Genomic DNA, 20,133 nt, shown 5'->3' on the forward strand with positions numbered 1-20,133 from the left:
ACCGCAGCGGACCGGATCGTGCAGGACCGGTCCGCTGCGGGGGGCGGAGCTATCAGAAGCGATAGCCCACGCGGAATTGAACGCGACGTGGCAAGGTCAACATGTTCGATGCGTTGGCGCCATTGGCTGGCAGCAACGGATCGATCGCCTGACCGGTCGCGGGGTTGATAGTGTTGTTGAAATATCCGTCGAAGCCGCTGAAATTCTTGTTGTTGAAGATGTTCAGCACATCGACCGCGAAGTTGACCTGATCTTCCTTACCGAAGAGCGGGAAGTTCTTGGCCAGCGTCACATTGACTTCGCAGAAGGCGAAGACGCCCTTGATGCAATTCTTCTTAGGGTAGCGGGCGGTGAAGTCGTTGAAGCCGGACGAGGCGCCGTTGGTGCCGTCCGTGACCTGATAGGCCTGGCCCGATCCGAGCGTGGTGAGGGTCGAGAACTGGAAACCGAGCGGCAGGTCGACAATGCCGGAAATCACAACGCGATGGCGCTCGTCACCCGGCGAATTGCGCCAGCCATAGGCATCGGGGGTCGGCGCATCCAGGCTGAACAGGTCGCCGCCATTCTTCTCCGACTTGCTGAGCGTATAGGCGATGTTGAGGCCCCAGCCCGATTGCTTAGTATAATTCTTGTCGAGCGTGAAATAGAGCGCCTTGTACCGGGTATCGAGCCCGTCATAGCCGATCAGCACGTTCGAATAGCCGGCTGCCCGGACCGCCGCGAGCAGATCGCCGTCGCAGCACGTCCCCGTCCCGCCGCCGTTCCGGGTGGCGAACAGGTTGGTGTATCCGTTGCGGCCACGCTGGTAGGAAGCGGTCACCGAGGTTTCGAAAATACCGACGCGCTGACGCACGCCGAGCGAGAACTGGTCGTTTACCGGCGGCTTGGCATTGTTCTTGACCGCGAACAGTTCCGGCAGGCCAACTTCTGGATTGGCGTTGACCAGCGCCAGCAGCCCTTCGCGGGTCAGATAGGACGGGTCCCATGCGACGGTGGGCTGGCCGTCGCGCGGCAGGCCATCGGCGGAGAAGCGGAAAAGGCCGATCGGATTGATCGTGCGCGACAGTTCATCGACCGTATTGTTGAAATTGTTGCGGTCATAATAGCGGCCGGCACCACCGAAGACGACAGTGCTGCGGTCGCCCTTCACATCCCAGGAGAAGCCGAAGCGTGGCGCGAAGGCACCCTTGAACGGGCTGCGATCATTGCCGTCGGTGATGTAGTTTTCCGGGTTGAAATAATCGGTGGTCGGCAGCGAACGCAGCGCGGCGGCCGCCGCGGCCGGCGTCGTGTAACGATTGTTGAAGCCGTTGCTCTCATAATCCCAGCGCAGGCCGATGTTCAGCTGCAACTTGTCGGTCACGTCCCAGTCGTCCTGGATGTAGAGGCCAAGCTGCGTGTTCGACGCATTGATCAGGCCCGATCCCAGGCCCAGTCGCGCTTCGGCCGGGAAGGCGAAGTTGAGATTATTGTTGGGCTCGCGCCGGAAATAATAACGCGGCTGGATATAGGCCTGATTGTCGAACAGGATGTCGGTGAACTCGATACGCGCACCGAACTTGATCGCGTGGCCGGTCAAGCCGGTATAGGTCAGGTCGTTGCGGAAATTATAATTTTGCTGGACCTCGCGCCGGGTCGAATCCTTGCCGCCGTAGAGGATCACGCCCTGATAGTCATAAGCGGGCAGATCGGGGTTCAGCGAGGTGGGATTGAACTTGTAGCTCAGATAGTTGGCGCTGAACTCATTGACGACCGTATCGTCGTCATAGGTCCATTTGAACTGATAGGTGTCGACGACATTGATCTTGTTTTCGGCATAGTCATAGGCGACGTTATCGCCGAAGCCCTGAATGTCGGTTTCCTCACGCCGACTGAACGAGACGTCGAACGTCTGGTTTTCATTCGGAGTCAGGGTCAGCTTGCCGAAATAGAAATCGCTGCGGAACGGGCTGACGAATGCCCCTTCGAAATCGCTGATCTGGCGACCGGAATATTGTTCGAATTCCGCGATGGCATCGTCGGCACCATTGGACCGGACATTGAAGGCGCGATCCTGGTCATTGCCTTCATAGGCCATGAAGAAGAACAGCTTGTCCTTGATGATCGGGCCGCCCAGCGACGCGCCATATTGCTTGCGTTCGAAAGCGGGCTTGGCATTGCCGTCGCGCTTGTCGATATAGCTTTTTTCGGTGAGCGAGCGGTCGGTATATTGGCCGAATACCTCGCCATGAAATTCGTTGGTGCCCGACTTGGTGACGGCCGTGATGACCGCCGCGCCGGCTTGCTCATATTCGGCCTTGTAATTCTGCGTGATGACCCGGAATTCCTGCACGGCCAACTGGCCGAAGGGATTGCCACGGCTGTTCTGCTGGCCTGCGACGCCGCCTTCCCGCAGCTTGTTCTTCAGGCTGACGCCGTCGATGAACACGTTGACCTGGCTGGCGGGGGAAGCGCCGGACGAGAAACTCTTGTCCGTTTCTGAGTCATTGTAGCGAACGCCCGGTGCCAGCGCCGCAAAGCTCAGGAAGTTGCGATCGGTCTGCGGCAGGACACGAATCTGTTCCTGGCTGATGTTGGTCGCGATTTCGCTGGTGCGGGTTTCACGCAGGCGGCTGCCGGTGACAATTATCTGGCTGCCAGCGCCATCGTCGGGGGTGGCGGCGGCGGTATCAGTCGATGGCGTTCCCAACTGGGCGTCGACAGTGGCTGCCTGACCTACGCCGACCGCGATATCCTGTTCGAAACTTCCCTTGTCGGAACCGGTTACAGAGATGCGATAGGTGCCGGCGCGCACGCCATTCAGAATATAGGTGCCATTGGCGCCACTGGTCGCCGTCTGGGTGCGGCCGGTACCGGCGCTATTCAACGTCACCGTGGCACCGGCAACGGGCGCGCCGGCGGAGTCCGTCACTCGGCCACGGATCGATGCGACCGTGGTCTGGGCGCTCGCGGGCACCGTCATGGCTACCACGCCGCTCATCGCGGCACTGGCGAGAAGGAGGCGAATGGCGTTCGTCTTGTTCATGGCATCTGTTCCCCTGTCTTATCCCCGTTCCCTTCGGGGTGGTCGTTACGTTGTGCTATGCGTCGTGCTGTTGCGAACAATGAGGCTGGGATGTCTAAGTTCCGTCTGCGGAACGTTTTCTCCTTCGATGACGGCGGAAAGGCGGTTAACGGCGCGGGCACCAAGATCTGCGATATCGACCGCCATGGTCGTCAGGGCAGGGCTGATGAGGCGCGCGAGCGGGATATTGTCGAATCCCGCGACGGCGATCTGGCCCGGCACATTGACGCCCATGTCGCGCAGCGCGACCAGCGCGCCGATCGCCATCATGTCGTTCGCGGCAAAGATGGCATCGACGTCAACCTGCTGCATCTGCAACCGCTGAACGGCAAGATGGCCTGACTCTTCGTCAAAATTCCCAGGCAGGATGACCGGGCTCAATCCCGCTGCCGCCATCGCCTCGCTATAGCCGCGTGCGCGTTCGGCGGCTTCGATATTCCCTTGCGACCCGGCGATGTGAATGATCGATCGACGGCCGGTGGCAATCAGATGATTGACCATGGTGCGCGCTCCGGCGGCATTGTCGATGCGCAATTCCGGACGGCCTTGCCGATTTTCCGGGCAATTGAGCAGGATGGCCGGAATGCTGGCAGGCAGATGGGCGAACAACTGGTCCGGGTCGATATGCGGCGCCATGACGATCAGGCCATCCACCCGTCCGCGCATGTTGCGCAGCGCATCAATGCCATGTCCGACGTCCAGATGCATGTTCGACAGCAGCAGATGCCGTCCGCGCATGGCGGCTTCGCGTTCCATGCCGCGTAACATTTCGGAGAAGAACTCGCCGTGCAGATCCGGCAGGACGACACCGATGACACCGGTGCGTGCCAGGCTGAGGTTGCGAGCGCCGGCGTGGGGCACATAGTTCAGCTTGCGCGCGGCAGCTTCGACTCGAGCCTTGAGTTCGGGCCGGACATTGGGCAGGCGATTGAACACGCGTGACACGGACGCGACCGACGCACCGGCTTCGCGCGCCACGTCCCGAATCGTCGCCTGTGCCATGGCCTTGTCGTTCATCCTCAGCCCTTGTCGTCCGCTTTTTTGTCGGCATAGCTTGCCGATCCATCTTGTAACCGGTTACAAGAAACCGGAAGATACTGCAATAGCATGGCGAAACGGCACATGATGATGCCGGGAGCGCCCGGAAATCTTAGGAGAATGACATGCAGCCCTCCTCCTCTATGTCGCGTCGCGCGATTCTGATCGGTGCCGGCGCGGTCGCGGCCTGGGCGTCCTCGCCAGCCCGTGCGTTGCTCGCGCAAATGAGTGGCGCAGCGGGAGCGTCTGCCGATTTCGACGCCCTGATCGCAAAGATGACGGTGGAGGAAAAGGCGGGGCAGGTCACGCTCATGGCGGCCGCCTGGGCAGGCGGCGCGGCCAATGCGCTCAATCCGACATCGCCGTCCAAATCCAGCTTCCGGCAGCAGTTGGAAGAGGTGCGACGCGGACGGGTCGGCGGTGTTTTCAACGGCAATGGCGCGGAAATGGCGCGACAGATGCAGGCCATGGCGACCCAAAAGTCGCGCCTGAAGATCCCGCTTATCTTTGCGGCCGATGTCATCCACGGCTTCCGCACGGTCTTTCCCATGCCCCTGGCAGAAGCCGGGAGTTTTGATCCGGCCCTTGCCGAACAGACGGCCCGCATCGCCGCGATCGAGGCGACGGCGGCCGGTATCGACTGGAACTTTGCGCCGATGGTGGACATCGCCCGCGACCAGCGCTGGGGACGCGGGATTGAAGGAGCAGGCGAAGATGTGTTGCTCGGTCGCATCATGGCCGACGCCCGCGTACGCGGTTTTCAGGGCCGGTCGGGCCTGATGGCCGATGATGCGATGGCCGCCTGCGCGAAGCATTTCGCCGCCTATGGCGCGGCCGAAGGTGGCCTTGACTATAATAGCGTCGACATATCCGAACGTACGCTCCGCGAAATCTATTTTCCGCCTTTCCAGGCCGCCTTGGATGCGGAGACGGCGACGGTCATGGCCTCCTTCAACGAACTGTCCGGAATACCGGCCACGGCGAATCACTGGCTGCTGACCGATGTGCTGCGGCGGCAATGGCAGTTCGATGGGCTGGTGGTATCCGACTATACCGGTGATTTTGAACTGATCGATCACGGGTTCGCTGCCGATGAGCGGGAAGCGGCCAAGCTCGCCTTCCTGGCCGGCGTCGACATGTCGATGCAGTCGGGCTTCTATGTTCGCCACCTGCCGGGTCTGGTAAAGGACGGTGAAGTGCCGATGGCCCGGCTCGACGAAGCCGTCCGGCGCGTTCTGGCGCTGAAGGCGAAACTCGGCCTGTTCGATGATCCATTCCGTCGCATCGATCCCAAGCGGGAGAAGGAGCGGGTACGAACGCCCGCGCATCTGGAGGTCGCCCGCGATGCGGCACGCCGGTCGATCGTGCTGCTCAAGAATGAGAAGGATCTGTTGCCGCTGCCGAGATCCGGCAAGCGGATCGCGCTGATCGGTCCCTTCGTGCAGGGTCAACGCGAACTGGTCGGCCCCTGGAATGTCTATGGCACGGATGCGGATGCCATCGATCTTTTGAGCGGGATGCGCGCGCTGGCGACCGACCCTCAGTCCATCGTTGCGGTTGATGGATCAGGCATTGAAAAGCCGATTGCTGGTGGGATCGAGGCTGCGGTTGCCGCGGCCCGGTCCGCCGACATCGTGATATTGGCAATCGGCGAAAGCCAGAAGATGTCGGGGGAGGCGCAGTCGCGCACCGACATCACCATTCCGGCACCGCAAATGGCGCTGGCCGAAGCGATCGCAGAGACTGGCAAGCCTGTGGTCGTGCTGCTGCGTCATGGCCGTGCCCTCGCATTGCATGGCGCCGTGAAGGAGGCGCCGGCGATAGTGGCGACCTGGTTCCTTGGCTCCATGTCGGGCATGGCCATCGCTGACATCCTGTTCGGCCTGGCCAGCCCGTCGGCGCGGCTGCCTTGCTCCTTCCCTTATGAAAGTGGGCAGGAACCGCTTTATTATGCGCACAAGAATACCGGTCGTCCCAATCCGCCGGGGCCGCGTCAGGAATATAAGGCTCACTATCGCGAGGCGCCCAATGCCGCCCTCTACCCCTTCGGCCATGGCCTGACCTATGGAGAGATCGTCTATACGAAACTCGATATGGGTACGGGCCGGCTGACGACCGGCGGCGAGTTGACCGTAACAGCCAGCATCCGCAATAGCGGCCGCTACGACGCGACAGAGGTCGCGCAACTCTATGTTCAGGATATCACCGCCAGCATCACCCGGCCGGTGCGCGAGTTGAAGGCGTTCCAGCGGATCACGCTGAAGCCCGGCGAGACGCAGGAGGTGCGCTTCACGCTGAAACGCGACGACCTGACCTTCCTGGGACAGGATATGAAGCCAACCGTGGAGCCCGGCAAATTTCGCCTCTGGATCGCGCCGTCGGCTCAGGCTGAAGGCGTGTCGGACATGTTCGTGCTGGCCTGATCCTCCCGGTTGCGGATCGGGGCCAGCGCCATGATCGCGGCCCCGGCCGCAATGGTGATCAGTGGCCCCGCCACCATCAGCCAGTAGATAGCGGCGCGGCCCGTGACATCGGGCGTCCCGCCTTTATACCCCCAATGGCTGTAGGCCAGCCCCAGCGAGAGCGCCGCCAGTCCCAGCCCGATCTTCTGGACCAGCATGAACAGGCTGAAGGCGGTTGCCTCCACTCGAAAGCCGGTGCGGCGTTCGCCATGATCAACGGTGGTCGGCAACATCGCCCAGGCGGCCAGGTGGAAGCCGCTCATCCCCACCTGTATCACCGCAAGGACGATGATCGGGAATATCACACCCGGCTCGGATGGCCGGAGCGCGAGACTGGCCAGCGCGATCAGCCCCATGCAGGCGGCCATCAGCCAGGCTCTGCGGGCGCCCAGGGCCATGGCGATGGCTGTCCATGCGGGAACGGCGACCGCACCGGTCACTCCCATGATTGCCAGCGCCTGCTTGCCGGCGGGGGGCGCCGCCAGGATATAGGTGAAATAATAAAGCACTGAATGGCCGATGATCGCGCCTGCGATGGTGACGAACAGGGTCGCCGCGCCAAGCATCATGAATGGCCGGTTGCGAGACAGGGCGTGCAAGTCTCGTCGTGTGGAACGCGGCATGGTCTGGGGGCTATCCAGCGGCACATGTTCGGGTACCCGCCAGACGACGGCGGCCAGTACGATGGTTGCGATGATCCCCAGCAGGATCGCCATTCCGCTATAGCTTTCCCCGCGTGCCGGCATGGCGAAGGCAACGGTGACAGCCCCCAGCGCGCCGAAGGTCATGCGCGATCCCGACATCAAGGTCCGGTCTTTCGCATGCGGGCTGACCCGCGTCGACCAGGCAGCATAGGGCAGGTTGACCAGTGCATAGAGGATGCGAAAGGCCAGATGCACGACCAAGACGAAGGCGAATAGCGCCCCGCCCGACAGGGCCGGCTGCTGGAACAGCAGGACGAACAGAATTGCGAGCGGCAACGTCCCCCCTGCCACGATGCGGCGATAACGCATATGCCATCGGTCCGCGGCAAATCCGATGGCCAGATCGGCCAGCCCATCGGCAAAGGCACCGGCCACCATGATGATGCCCGCAGCATCCGGCGTCAGGCCCAGCCGATCGGTGTAGAAGAACAGAAGGTAAAGGGTGACCGTCTGCCAATAGAGGTTGAAGGCATAATCGCCTGCGCCAAAGCCTATGGCGCGAATGGGATATGCCGCTTGTGGCGATGAGGAGGGGAGGGAAGGCATCGACCGAGCGATAGAATGTCGGCTGCCTTTTGTCAGGTCCACTCATGCCATGGTGCGGCAATCGCTGCCCGCCCACGAACCTGAATCATGGATAGATGGGCTGCGGCACTATCCATTCGACTTGGGATGGAAAGCCATGCTTATGCCTGTCCGATAAGCAAAAAGACCATGAGGATGCGATGCTGCTGCCACAACGAGAGCCACTCCTGCGCGGACGCGTCTGCCATGGCTTCTGAACCGGTTGCTTCTCCGCTGGATGCGCATCGCCCATCGGTGATGACGGGCTTTTCCTTGCTGTTTCCGATTACGTTGACGACGATGGCGGTCGTGCTGCTCGCGCCGATCATTCCCGATCTCATGGCGCAGTTCGCCGATGTTCCGGGTCATGAATATTGGGTGCCGATGATCTTGACGGTGCCATCCCTGTGCGTCGCGTTGCTATGTCCCTTTGCCGGTATGCTCGGGGACTATTTCGGGCGACGCCGTCTGCTGCTGGCATCCTTCCTGCTCTACGCGTTCCTCGGGATCATGCCAGTATTCCTCTCGGGTCTCACGCATATACTGATCTCGCGTCTCGGCGTCGGCGTTGCCGAAGCCCTGATCTATGTGTTGTCCACCACGATGATAGGGGATTATTATAAAGGTGCGCAGCGCGACAAATGGCTGGCGGGGCAGACGGCCTTTGCCTCGGTTTCGGCACTGCTGTTTTTCAACCTCGGCGGCATATTGGGGGAAACGGGATGGCGAACGCCCTTCTGGGCCTATGCCTCCGCCATCATCATGTTCGCAATGGTCTGGAAATTCACCTGGGAACCGGGCGGCGACGCACGCACCGATACGCCTCGTGCCCATCATCTGTCCTGGGAGGGTTTTCCATGGGCGAAGATGGCAATGATCGTGGCTATCACCATCTACAGTTCCATCTTCTTCTATACTGTCCAAATTCAGGCGCCCTCGGGCTTTGCTGCCCTCGGCATGAATAGCCCTGCCGAACGCGGGCTCCTAACATCCATTGCCTCGATCGGGGTTCCGCTCGGAACATTCATCTATGCCCGCATCGGTTCAAAATGGTCGATCGCGGCGCTTCTGCTGACGGAACTCAGCCTGTTGGCTCTTGGCTTCATGCTGATGGGCAAAAGCGGAACGGTGTCCGGCTTCCTCGCTGGCTGCTTCGTCAATCAGATCGGCGCCGGCATGCTGCTGCCCACATTGCTGGTCTGGTCGATGTCAATCCTGCGCTTCGAATTTCGCGGGCGAGGCACCGGCTTCTGGCAATCGGCCTTTGCCTTCGGCCAGTTTCTCTCGCCCGTCGTAGTGACCTTCGCAGGGCAGCATGCCGGCGGTTTGCTGGGAGCCTTCCTGTGGCTCTCCATTGCAGCCCTGGCGGGTGTGGCGATTGTCTTGCCGGTTGCGTGGCGATTGCGGAGTGGACGGCTCGCCAATGCGGTCTGACCGCAATGCGCGGTCAACTGCCGTCGGTGATGAGCGTGCCGCCGTCGATCACAAGATTATGGCCGGTCACGAAAGCGCCAGCGGCCGATGCCAGGAAAGTCACGGCGCCTGCCACTTCGGCCGGCGTTCCGGGACGTCTGAGCGGGGTCATGGCCATCCTGCGCGCCATGAATGCGGTATCGTCCAGCAGCGGCTGTGATAGCTCGGTTGCAATGAAGCCGGGGGAAACCGCATTGACGCGTACGGCCTTGGGGCCCCATTCGACCGCCAGATTGCGCGCGAGTTGAGCGACACCGGCCTTGGCGAGGGCATAGGCGTTGATGCGACTGTTGCCGCGCAACCCCGAAAGACTGGAAACCAATATGGCAGCTCCACCGCCCCGGGCCGCGATAAAAGGCAAAGCGAGGTTGCAGAGCTGGACCTGGCTGGTGAGATTGATGGCCATCACGCGGGCATAATCGGCCATGTCGATATCGGCGATGGGGCCGGGGTGCCCGGTGATCCCCGCATTGCAGACCAGAATGTCGAGGCCACCAAACTCGGCTGCGGCGCGTTCGGTCAGGGCCGCGAGCGCGGCGGAATCGGCGACATCACATGTCTGGCCGGGCATGCCAAGTTCAGCGGCAACCCGATCGGTATCCGCCGAGTCTTCGCTGGAGATGAGGACATGCGCGCCCTGCGCGATCAGCGCTTCTGCAATGGCGCGACCGATGCCACGCGTGGAACCGGTCACGATCGCATGTCTGCCGCTCAGGTCGAACACGGTCAGTCCTGCTGATAGGCCGGGTCCACCTGCTCCGGCTTAGCTTCGGCGAGCGGCACGCCGTCATGCAGATAGGCAGGCGCCTCGATCAGGATGAATGCGATCCGGCAGACCTGGTCGGTCCGGTTGCGCCACAGATGATTGGTGCCGCGCTGGATGATGATCCCGCCCTCGCTCACCGTCTTCTTATGGCCGTCTTCCAGTTCCAGTTCGATCTCCCCCTTCAGCACGATGCCATAGTCGATCGAATTGGTGCGGTGCATCGGGCTTTGCTGATGCGGCAACATATCGACAATCCGGATTACCGACCCGCCATTAAGCGTGGTACCGGCCGGGCGATCCCGTCCATCGGTATCGTCATTATTATCTGCGGGCACCGTGGCCGTGGTCCAGACCGTCAGCATGGCGGCATCGCCAGACGGGATGAAGCGGGTTGGCTCGATATCCTCGGACCGGAAACGGGCACGCCCATCCTCGTCGTGGCCAGTGACGACGCGTTGGATCGGCGGCAGGCCGGAATCGGAAAGGATCGTGCTCATGGTTTCACCACCTTCTGTTCAATGGCGCCAAATGGCGTTCGCCCATCGGGCAGGTGCGCCTCCATGCGCACCGTGTCGCCATATTTCATGAAGTCGGTGATCGGTGCCCCGGTATCGACAATTTCGATGCCGCGCCGTTCGGCGATGCAGGAAGATCCGACCTCGCGATAATTTTCGTTCGATACTGTGCCCGATCCGATCACCGTGCCGGCCACCAGATTGCGGGTGCGGGCGGCATGGGCGACCAATTCGTGAAAACCGTAGGCCATGGGGCCGCCATGGGCATCGCCGAACTGCGTGCCGTTCCAGTGTACGCGCAGATTGAGGGCCGGGCGGAAATCGCGCCACTGCGCCCCCAACTCGTCAGGCGTGACAGCAAAAGGCGCCATACCGCAGGGGGGTTTCGCCTGAATCCAGCCAAAACCGGACTTCATTTCCGGCCCGGCCAGCTTGCGCAGCGACCAGTCGTTGATCTGCACGATCAGGCGGATATGCTTGCCAGCCTCGCTGGCCGGCGTTCCCATGGGCACGGCGTCGGTAATGACGCCGAACTCGCCCTCGAAATCGATGCCCAGTGCCTCATCGATCATCGGGACATTGGCGTGGGGCGCATGGAATATATCGGACACGCCCTGATACATGAGTGGCCAGTCCGGCTTGAACGGATCGATGCCCAACGCCTTGTCCATCAACGCGCCATGGCTGGGGTAGACCGATCCGTCGAGCCATTGCCAGGCACGGGGCAACGGCGCGAGCAGCTTGGTCGTATCCAGCGCGAACGGAAAGTCCGTTACGGAGGCAAATCCCGCCGAAGCATTTTCCCAATCTTCAAGCGCTTGCTGGAGCGACAAGTGTTCCGCTTCCGCGTAGGAGCGGCCATCGGGGGCTATCAGGATTAACCGACCGTCGCGAGAACCATTATCCAGACTTGCCAGCCGCATATAATTCCATCTCCCGGTGTGCGCCGCGTCGGGCGCAAAAATATGCTTTGGCCCCAGCGGCTACCGCACCGCGCCGCACGCTGCAAAGGGATGCTATCGATAGCCAGCTATTGATAGGATGCGATGGTCTGTCGATCCGCCATCGGCTTAATGGCGCGTGATAACATGTGGAGCAGGACGACACTGCGTCCGGATGGACCTTTTCCTACCTGGCCCGTCGCCCTGCTCCGAACCTGATGGAACAGCTTAGGATCGAGCGATGTTTGAACCCTTTCCCGGAAACTATATCTGGAATCTTGCCGTCAATCTGGCGTTGGTCGCCGGCGGCAACCATGGCGAGATCGATGAGGCTAACCGGCCGATCCAACAGGCCTCACGCGATCTGGGGCCGGATCAGGCATCGGCATTGATGTTCGACAGTTGGATCCGCGTTGCCGATCAGGTGGCGAACAATGCCGCCGCTGATGAGGCGGAGGGCTATCTTCTGTCGGCAGGCAGCAAATATCTGCGGGCTTCAGGCTATTATCTGGCGGCGGAGCGGATGCAGGGGCGCGATTATGCGCCGCGCTGGGCCGCCTATGAACGCGGGATGGACTTGTTTCACAAGGGAGCCGCTTTGCGTGGCCTTCATATCGAAAAGGTCGAGATTCCGTATGAAGGCGGCAGTTACACAGGCATTTTCTACCATGATGGTTCCGGTACGCCGCGTCCAACGCTGGTGTCCGTCAACGGACTGGATTCGATGAAGGAACAGGTGTGCTTGGCCGGGCATGGCCAGGCGAACCTGGATCGCGGCATGAACACCTTGTTCGTCGACCAACCCGGTACAGGAGAGGCGATCCGCAAACGTGGCTTGCCAGCGGTGTTCGACGGCGAGCGATGGGGTACGCCGGCGCTGGACTATCTGCTGACCCGCGATGACGTGATTGCGGATCGGATTGGCATTTTCGGCCTGTCCTTCGGTGGCTATCACGCGCCGCGCATCGCTGCGAACGAACCGCGCTACGCGCTTTGCGCGGTGATGGGCGCCAATCACGTCTGGGGCCAGCGCCAGCGCGAGCGGGTCGCCAATGAAGGCGAAAATCCCGTGCCCCATTATTGGGATCATGTCATGTGGGTATTCGGCATAGATGACCGTGACGCCTTCCTCGCCTATGCCGACCAGATCACGCTGGACGGACAGGTGGAAAAGATCAGTGTGCCGTTTCTCATCACCCATGGGGAAAATGATCGGCAGATTCCGGCCTTCAACGCCCAGCTAAGCTACGATCAGGCCGTCAACAGCCCCAAGCGCCATATGCGCATGTTCACGAAGAAGGATTTCGAGGTCGAACATTGCGGCGCTGATAATGGCACCGGCATGCGCGATTATATCGCGGACTGGTGCGCGCAGACGTTTGCGGAGATGGGATGATGGCGGATTTCACCTTCCATCATGGTGGCGTATCCGTGCCCAGCCTGGATGCGGCGATAGACTGGTATGGCCGTGTGCTGGGGTTCGAAATCGAGAAGCGCTTCCAGATCGCGGCCGCCGGGGCGGAGGCGGCCATGATACGCAAGGGGCCATTGCGCTTCGAGATTTTCGAGGTTGAAGGGGGGACGCCTCTGCCAGATGATCGCCGCCATCCGCCAAGCGATCTGAAGACCCATGGGAACAAGCATGTCGCCTTCCGTGTCGAGGATCTGGACGCCTTTCTGGATGAAATGACGGAAAAGCAAGTCGATGTCGCCTTTGTCGTGCGGGAAGCTTTCGGTAAGGGCTGCTTCATCCGCGATTGCGCGGGCAACCTCATCGAATTTGTCGAAGAGCCTAATTCCTGAACATTAGATACGCATCATCATCGACAATACTGATCCAAAAAAGGGGGCCTGGGCCCCCTTTTCAGTCTTCAGATGGCGTGTTCATCATCCTCGGTCAGTTCGCTCAGCTTGCCTTCGATCGGTTGCTTGCCCGGTTTGGCCTTGCGATAGGGGTCGAAACTCGACCGGTCCGCATCGAATTGCATGTCCCAAGGAATATTGTCGCCGCGAAAAATGGGCGGCGCGTTGTTCGACCAGAGCAGCGATCCGAACCGGAAGTCCCAGGCGCGCGGTACCCAATTGTCGTCCAGATAATCGGTGTCGGCATGATATTCCGCTTCGCCGGCCTTTCCTGGCATGTCGCAATAATAATAGATGGCGCTGGAAATGCGGTGGCGGGAAATGCCGCCGGAACTGTTCATGCTCTGGTTCTTCCAGCCCTTCGCGTCCATGATATTGGCGCCCAGCATGACTTCGTCGATATCGTCGCAGCCAAAGGCGATATGCATGAACTTGAAATGGTCCGGCGCGATCGGCAGGTCGCAATTCACCCAGAAGATCGAATGATGTTCATAGGTGCCACCGGCGCGGGCGAAGATACCCGTGCCCCGACTATGGTCGATGTAGCGGAAGCCCAGATGGCGTTCGTAAAATTCGAAACTGCCGACATAATCGGGTGAGAAGAAGACGACATGGTTTATCGTCTTGGGGATTGCCTTCTGGCGCCAGATGCGATGCTGGTTGAAACGGGGGTGGCTCGCCGGCGTATTGACCGGACTGGCTTCGCTGACGAAGCTGCGCTTTTCCCAGACCCGAAGGGCGATCGGCTGGCCGTCCGGACATGTCGCCCGCACCGTGCCATCGGCGTCGCGGGCGACGTCGACCTCGGTAGCCAGACTGCTGGCGATCCGTTCCAGATTGTCAGCCGTATCGACCCCCCATATGGTCAGCTTCAGCCCGTCGCCGGGGAAGGGGTCGGGCGATGGCAGGCGCGTGTCGCCATGGCACAGAATGATGACCCGGCTACCCGATGCCAGCCGGAACACCGCCTCATTGTCAGTGATGCTTTCGACGGGCAGACCGAAATCGGCCCAGAAACGGGCATGTTCGGCCAGGTCCGACACGCCGAACAAGACGCTCTCCACTCCCAGGATGCTCATAATATCTCCTCTTTCACGCCGTTTCTTATGAACAGCGGGGAAGGGGAGGAGAAATTCAAAGTATCGGATCAAAGGTAGCGAAGGGCTGAATGCCTATGCCTCTCTTTGCCCCTGGGACGGCGGGTGCAACCAAGTTGTCACTGACCCGGCCTAGGCAAATATCCATTCCCATTATGCCCGCACCGGGAGACGATTCGGATGAACGCGACAATTCCCATGGATCGTGCCATGGACAGGACGATCGGCAGGCCCGACCTCGACAAGGGTCTGGGGCTGGTCGGCACTATCGGCTTTGGCGCCGCGATCCTGTCCGCGCTGGTCTATGTCGGATACAGCATCTATGCCGATGCCAGTTCGGCCGGGGTTCAGGCGACCACCTATCTGCCCTTCATCCTGCTGTTCATCGCCTTGCTGATCGCGCTGGGTTTCGAATTTGTGAACGGTTTCCACGACACGGCCAATGCGGTTGCGACGGTCATCTATACCAATGCGATGCCCGCCAATGTCGCAGTCGTCTGGTCGGGCTTCTTCAACTTTCTGGGCGTGCTGCTGTCGACCGGAGCCGTCGCCTTTGGCATCGTGTCGCTGCTGCCCGTCGAATTGATCCTGCAAGTCGGCTCCAATGCCGGCTTCGCCATGGTCTTCGCGTTGCTGATCGCTGCGATCCTGTGGAATCTCGCTACCTGGTGGCTGGGTATCCCATCTTCCTCTTCCCATACGCTGATCGGATCGATCATCGGCGTGGGCGTCGCCAATGCAATGATGCACGGGAAGAGCGGGACGGCCGGTGTCGACTGGAGCAAGGCGACGGAAATCGGGCAGGCACTGCTCGTCTCGCCGCTGATCGGCTTCGGTGTCGCGGCCCTGCTGTTCATCGCCATGAAGGTTCTGATCCGCAAGGAGGAACTATACCAGGAACCCAGGGACGGCGTGCCGCCGCCGCTCTGGATCCGCGTGCTGCTCATTTTCACCTGTACCGGCGTCAGTTTCGCCCATGGTTCCAATGATGGACAAAAGGGCATGGGCCTCATCATGCTGATCCTGATCGGTACGGTGCCCACGGCCTATGCGCTCAACCGTGCCGTGCCGGAACGCTATACGATCGAATTCCACCAGAACAGCGTCGCCGCGGCCAATGTGTTGAATGCGGCATCAGCGGCCGATACAGATGTCGTTGCTGCGCGTAAGGCCGTCACCAGCTATATAGCCGACAAGACGCTGTCGGCTACCACCGTGCCGGCGCTTGCCACGGTCATCCGCGACGTCGACCGGCAGGTCGGCGAATATGGCTCGCTGGCACAGATCCCGGCGGCCGCCGTCAGCAATATCCGCAACGACATGTACCTCGCCTCCGAAGCGATCAAGCGCCTCGGCAAGGACAAGGAAGCACGTCTGTCTGCCGCCAGCAGCGAAACGCTGGCCACCTATAAGAAGTCGCTCGACGCCGGTACGCGCTTCATCCCGACCTGGGTAAAGGTCGCCGTCGCTTTCGCGCTGGGTCTGGGCACGATGGTCGGCTGGAAGCGCATCGTCGTTACCGTAGGCGAAAAGATCGGCAAGTCGCACCTGACCTATGCGCAGGGCGCCTCGGCCGAACTGGTAGCCATGGGCACGATCTTTGGCGCGGATCATCTGGGCCTGCCGGTATCGACCACCCATGTCCTGTCATCCGGCGTCGCCGGCACCATGGCGGCCAACAGGTCCGGCTTGCAGATGAGTACGATCCGCAACCTGCTGATGGCCTGGGTGCTGACCTTGCCGGTGTCGATCGCGCTCGCGGGCGGCCTCTACATGATCTTCGCCCAGATTTTCTGACGGAGGCGGCATACGACGTCCGGATCACATCCACCTTTCCAGACTCCCATGCCCGTGGAGGGGATGGGGCCGGGCCTGATCTGGGGACTCGACTTTGCAGGTGATGGCGGTACGAACGCCGTCACCCGCTGCGATTCAGAAGCCGGTGGCAGGTTCCGCTGGCTGCATCTCAATCTGGCCAATCATGGCACGCGACAATGGATCGCCGGCTGCGATCAACTCTCGCCGCAGATATGCGATTTGCTGCTGGCGCCCGACACGCACCAGCGGGCGCTGGTGGACGGTGATAATGTCGGCTGTGTCCTGCATGATTTCGAGCGCGACTTCGACGTCGCCGATACCGACCGGATCGGTGCCCTGCGCATTGCACTGACGCCCGCGCTCATGCTGACGATGCGGCTGCATCCGTTGCGATCGGCGGATATCGCCCGAAGCCGGCTGGAACGCGGCGGAGGTGCGACGGTCGATGGTCCCGCGCAGGCGCTGGATCTTCTGGTCGGTGCGATCACCGCCAATATCGCGGACATCGCCCGCACGCTCAGCCATGATGTGCAGGGCGCCGAAGATGCGTTTCTCGATGGCCATCATCCCCCCGAACCGCGCGACCTGATCCGCATCCGCCGCCGGCTGGCGCAAATCCACCGCCTGCTAACCGGCATGCGGGGCGTGTTTCAGCGGCTGGAGGAGGATGAAGAACTACCAGAGACGCTGCTGCCCACCGTAGAGAAGCTGGCCCAGCGGCTACAAGCGGTCGATGCTGACATATTGGGTGTGCAGGGCCAGTTGCGCCTGTTGCGCGACGAAGTAGACATTCAGGCGGCGCAGCGCACCAACCAGAATCTCTACATCCTTTCCATCGTCACCGCGCTGATGCTGCCGGCGACGCTGGTGACAGGCTTGTTCGGCATGAACACCGGCGGCATGCCGCTGGCGGATGGTCCGCACGGTACGCTGGTGGCGACACTGATCGCGGGCAGCGCGGCCGGCATCACCTATTGGTTGCTAAGGCAAATGGGGTTCATGCGCCGATGAACCCCCAATATTTCCACTAGATCAGAGCGCTGATCCGCCCAGCTTATATGTCAACTGCATGAACATGCTGCGGCCAACGCTGTCGAACCAGCTAATGTCATAATAAGGATAGCTGGCATAAGTCACGTCCTTCACCGGCTTGCGATCCAGCAGGTTGGTGACAGACAGCGACCCGCGCAGATGGTCGGTGAAGTCATATTGCAGCGTCGAATTGAACAGGTAGCTCGCCTTGATATAGGCGTCCTCGTCATAATTGGGCAGCTTGCCCAGACGCCGTCCTTCCAGCGTCCATTTCAGCCCTTCGACCGCCCAGGTGATGCTGGCCGTGCTCTTGTCGCGCGGGATATAATAGCCGCTGGTCGCCGCCAGCTTGTTGATCGACGCATCGCCCGGATATTGGCGGAACTTGTGGTCGAACACATGGGTGTGCGCCACCGAAAGGCTGAACTCGCCAAAGCTGGTCGGCACGCTGCCATGGACCGCGATGTCGATACCACTGGTCTTTTCATGCGCGATGTTGATCGGGTTGATCGACACGGAGTCCAGATAGCCTTCATTCACCCCGCTGGCGAAGCGGTGGACGCGGGCCAGCGCATCCTGGCAGGTGGGCGAATTGATATCGACCGCGGCGCCGCCCATGGTCGCGCCGATCCGGCAGTCCGCCTCGTCGCGCAGCAGCGTATCAATATCCAGATCCTGCACCTGGTTGGACAGCGATACGCGGAAATAGTCGACCGACACGTCGAAATGGCGCGACGGCGACCAGACGATGCCGGCGTTCAGCGACTTGGCCGTTTCCGGCTTCAGCGCGCGATTGCCGTTGCGCTGGGCGACGATGCCCTCGTCGGCATAGCTGCAATCGCCCAGATCCTCGTCCGGCTCCTCGGTGCGGCAGCTATAATAGTCGGTCGCTGACGGGTGGGTGTTGCCCGGCCCGGTGAAGACATAGTGCAGGTCGGGTGCGCGGAAGCTGGTGCCATAGGCGGCGCGCAGCAGCAATGTGCTGGTCGGCCGCAATTCGGCGCCGGCATTATAGGTGAATTTGCCGATGCCATTGCCGGCAAAACGGAAATGGTCGAACCGCGCCGCACCCGACAATTGCAGGAAGCTGGTCACCGGCACGCGCAACTCGCCGCCCAGCGCCCAATGGCTGCGCTTGCCCTTGCCCGCGCTATCCTTCAGCCCGTAATAATAGTCGGTCAGTGCCAGCGGATCGGGATTGAGGTCATAACCCTGCTTGCCGATTTCCGCGACCGCCGCGAAGCCGACCGGCCCGGCGGGCAGGCTGAACAATTCTGTGCTGGTCAGCGTGGCGGATAGATTGTCGGTCCAGCTCTTGGGATTATAAACGCTGTACACGGCGATGCTGTCATATTCCGCCTGGGTCAGCGGGGTATAGAGCCTGGCCGGATCGGCGTTGAAGATGGGATAGCCGCTATCCTCGTCCACGCCCTGCTGCTCGCCCAGGAATAGGGCATTAGCCTTGGCCGCGATGATCTGCGGGAACTTGACCTTCGCCTTATATTCGCTGTGGTTGTAGGACAGTTCATAGGACCATTTGTCGGCGAAGCTGCCCTTGATCCCCGGCGTGATGCTGAACGTCTGCTGCCGGTTGCGGGTCATCACATTGCCGAAACCGCCCGATTCCTCCGGCGTGAACTCTCGGTTCCAGTCGTCCAGCCTGTTATCGAAACTATTGTAGAAGCTGGCATCGCTGCTGCCAGACGGATCTTGGTAACTCCATTTGAGGATATTGCGCATCAGGGTGACTTTACTGATGCCGAATTGCGCATCGACGAACAGGTGCGCGGAATCAGAAAGCTCGTACCCGGCTGAGGCAAAGCTGTTGAAGCCCTCGCGCCGCGAGATGATGGTGCCATAGCCGACCGATGTGTTGCTACCGCAGAAATAGCCGGGGCCATAATCCTCCAGCGCATCGTCATATGCGCCGTAGCGGGGGCGTGACGCATAATAGGTCGATCCACCATTCAGGTAGGACAGCGCCCCACAGGTCGCGGTACCCGGATCGACATATTCATCGGCATCGGGATCATAGCGCAGGAATGTGCGTCCAGCGAGCGGGGTTGTCGTCGTAGGGTTATCGGCCCGGCTGTCCTGTATCTTACGCTGATAGGCCCATAGCGGCTTTTGCAGCAGATATTCCGCGCCCGCGACGATATGGAAACGATCGTTCGACCAGCCCGTCGTCGCAGTGATCCGGTGCGACGCGCCGCCGCCATGCTCGGTACGGCCATGGCGATAGTCCAGCGTCGTGCCGTCCACCTTGTCCTTCAGCTTGAAGTTGATGACGCCGGCGATCGCGTCCGACCCGTAAATGGCGGACGCACTGCCGCTCAGCACTTCGACCTGTTCGATCAGGCCCAGCGGAATGTTGGATACGTCGGTAAAGTTGCTGCGGCCGTTGAAGGGCAGGGGGAAGTCGGCGATGCGGCGGCCATTGACCAGCACCAGCGTATGATTGGGACCAAGCCCGCGCAGGTCGACCTGCTGCGCCCCCGGCGTGAAGCTGGCGCCGCTGAAGCTTTGCTGGCTCTGCGTCTCGCCGCCATTCTGCGTCACGGCGCGCAATATGTCGGGCACGCTGGTATAGCCATTGGCGCGGATCGTGTCGGCGGTGATGGTCGTGACCGGCGCCGGCCCTTCCTGCGCAGCGCGGGGGATGCGTGATCCGGTGACGATGATGTCACTCTCGCCGCTCGGTTCCGCCGCTGTCTGCGCCATCGCCCCGCCGATCAGCGCTGGCAGGCTGCATCCCAGAGCGAGCGCCAGACGTACTGTTCCCGACAACCGCATATA

General features: G+C 61.2%; 14 protein-coding genes. 6 read left to right on the plus strand and 8 right to left on the minus strand.

All coding sequences use genetic code 11. The features are described from left to right. Window positions 1-52: 52 nt before the first annotated feature. A complete protein-coding gene (locus ACNHGR_RS21820) occupies window positions 53-3,025 on the minus strand; it encodes a TonB-dependent receptor (protein ID WP_475288894.1) in 2,973 nt (990 codons plus the stop codon). Between the two features lie 45 nt (window positions 3,026-3,070). Continuing rightward, entirely contained in the window at window positions 3,071-4,081 is a 1,011-nt protein-coding gene (locus ACNHGR_RS21825; RefSeq protein WP_475288896.1) for a LacI family DNA-binding transcriptional regulator, read from the minus strand. Window positions 4,082-4,227: 146 nt separating this feature from the next. Between ACNHGR_RS21825 and ACNHGR_RS21830 the strand changes: the two genes are divergently transcribed. After that, window positions 4,228-6,525 carry a glycoside hydrolase family 3 N-terminal domain-containing protein gene (locus tag ACNHGR_RS21830; protein ID WP_475288897.1) on the plus strand — a complete coding sequence of 766 codons (2,298 nt, stop codon included), beginning with the start codon at window positions 4,228-4,230 and terminating at the stop codon, window positions 6,523-6,525. Here the strand turns inward: ACNHGR_RS21830 and ACNHGR_RS21835 are convergent. Further along, window positions 6,486-7,814: an MFS transporter gene (locus ACNHGR_RS21835; protein ID WP_475288899.1), complete on the minus strand. Its 1,329-nt coding sequence runs from the start codon at window positions 7,812-7,814 to the stop codon at window positions 6,486-6,488. The genes ACNHGR_RS21830 and ACNHGR_RS21835 overlap by 40 nt on opposite strands. 126 nt (window positions 7,815-7,940) lie before the next feature. Between ACNHGR_RS21835 and ACNHGR_RS21840 the strand changes: the two genes are divergently transcribed. Further along, window positions 7,941-9,266, plus strand: coding sequence for an MFS transporter (locus tag ACNHGR_RS21840; RefSeq protein WP_475288901.1), 1,326 nt, complete (start codon window positions 7,941-7,943; stop codon window positions 9,264-9,266). Between the two features lie 13 nt (window positions 9,267-9,279). Here ACNHGR_RS21840 and ACNHGR_RS21845 read toward each other — a convergent pair whose 3' ends face one another. The 3 genes from ACNHGR_RS21845 to ACNHGR_RS21855 are packed head-to-tail and all read right to left on the minus strand — an operon-like array spanning window position 9,280 to window position 11,509. Further along, window positions 9,280-10,029: an SDR family NAD(P)-dependent oxidoreductase gene (locus ACNHGR_RS21845; RefSeq protein WP_475288903.1), complete on the minus strand. Its 750-nt coding sequence runs from the start codon at window positions 10,027-10,029 to the stop codon at window positions 9,280-9,282. 2 nt (window positions 10,030-10,031) lie between these two features. Beyond that, the gene (locus ACNHGR_RS21850; protein ID WP_475288905.1) at window positions 10,032-10,568 is read right to left on the minus strand and encodes a cupin domain-containing protein; all 537 of its coding nucleotides are present in this window, start codon (window positions 10,566-10,568) and stop codon (window positions 10,032-10,034) included. After that, complete coding sequence (locus ACNHGR_RS21855; RefSeq protein WP_475288907.1) at window positions 10,565-11,509, minus strand: fumarylacetoacetate hydrolase family protein; 945 nt, start codon at window positions 11,507-11,509, stop codon at window positions 10,565-10,567. Before ACNHGR_RS21855 ends, ACNHGR_RS21850 begins: the two co-directional genes overlap by 4 nt. Before the next feature lie 259 nt (window positions 11,510-11,768). Here ACNHGR_RS21855 and ACNHGR_RS21860 point away from each other — a divergent pair, with 259 nt between their 5' ends. Further along, a complete protein-coding gene (locus ACNHGR_RS21860) occupies window positions 11,769-12,923 on the plus strand; it encodes an alpha/beta hydrolase (protein WP_475288909.1) in 1,155 nt (384 codons plus the stop codon). Beyond that, window positions 12,923-13,330, plus strand: a complete 408-nt coding sequence (locus tag ACNHGR_RS21865) for a VOC family protein (protein ID WP_475288911.1) — start codon at window positions 12,923-12,925, stop codon at window positions 13,328-13,330. The genes ACNHGR_RS21860 and ACNHGR_RS21865 overlap by 1 nt, the downstream gene beginning before the upstream one ends. A 68-nt stretch (window positions 13,331-13,398) precedes the next feature. On the opposite strand, the gene ACNHGR_RS21870 is transcribed toward ACNHGR_RS21865, so the two are convergent. Further along, entirely contained in the window at window positions 13,399-14,469 is a 1,071-nt protein-coding gene (locus tag ACNHGR_RS21870) for a VOC family protein (protein ID WP_475288913.1), read from the minus strand. Between the two features lie 198 nt (window positions 14,470-14,667). Here ACNHGR_RS21870 and ACNHGR_RS21875 point away from each other — a divergent pair, with 198 nt between their 5' ends. After that, window positions 14,668-16,284, plus strand: a complete 1,617-nt coding sequence (locus ACNHGR_RS21875) for an inorganic phosphate transporter (RefSeq protein WP_184272966.1) — start codon at window positions 14,668-14,670, stop codon at window positions 16,282-16,284. A gap of 48 nt (window positions 16,285-16,332) precedes the next feature. Continuing rightward, window positions 16,333-17,316 (plus strand): transporter, encoded by a 984-nt coding sequence (locus tag ACNHGR_RS21880; RefSeq protein WP_475288914.1) that lies wholly within the window; start codon window positions 16,333-16,335, stop codon window positions 17,314-17,316. 21 nt (window positions 17,317-17,337) lie between these two features. On the opposite strand, the gene ACNHGR_RS21885 is transcribed toward ACNHGR_RS21880, so the two are convergent. Continuing rightward, on the minus strand, window positions 17,338-20,130 hold the full coding sequence (locus tag ACNHGR_RS21885) for a TonB-dependent receptor plug domain-containing protein (RefSeq protein ID WP_475288916.1): 2,793 nt from the start codon (window positions 20,128-20,130) through the stop codon (window positions 17,338-17,340). Window positions 20,131-20,133: the final 3 nt, after the last annotated feature.

The organism is Sphingobium sp. RS1 (assembly GCF_056156825.1).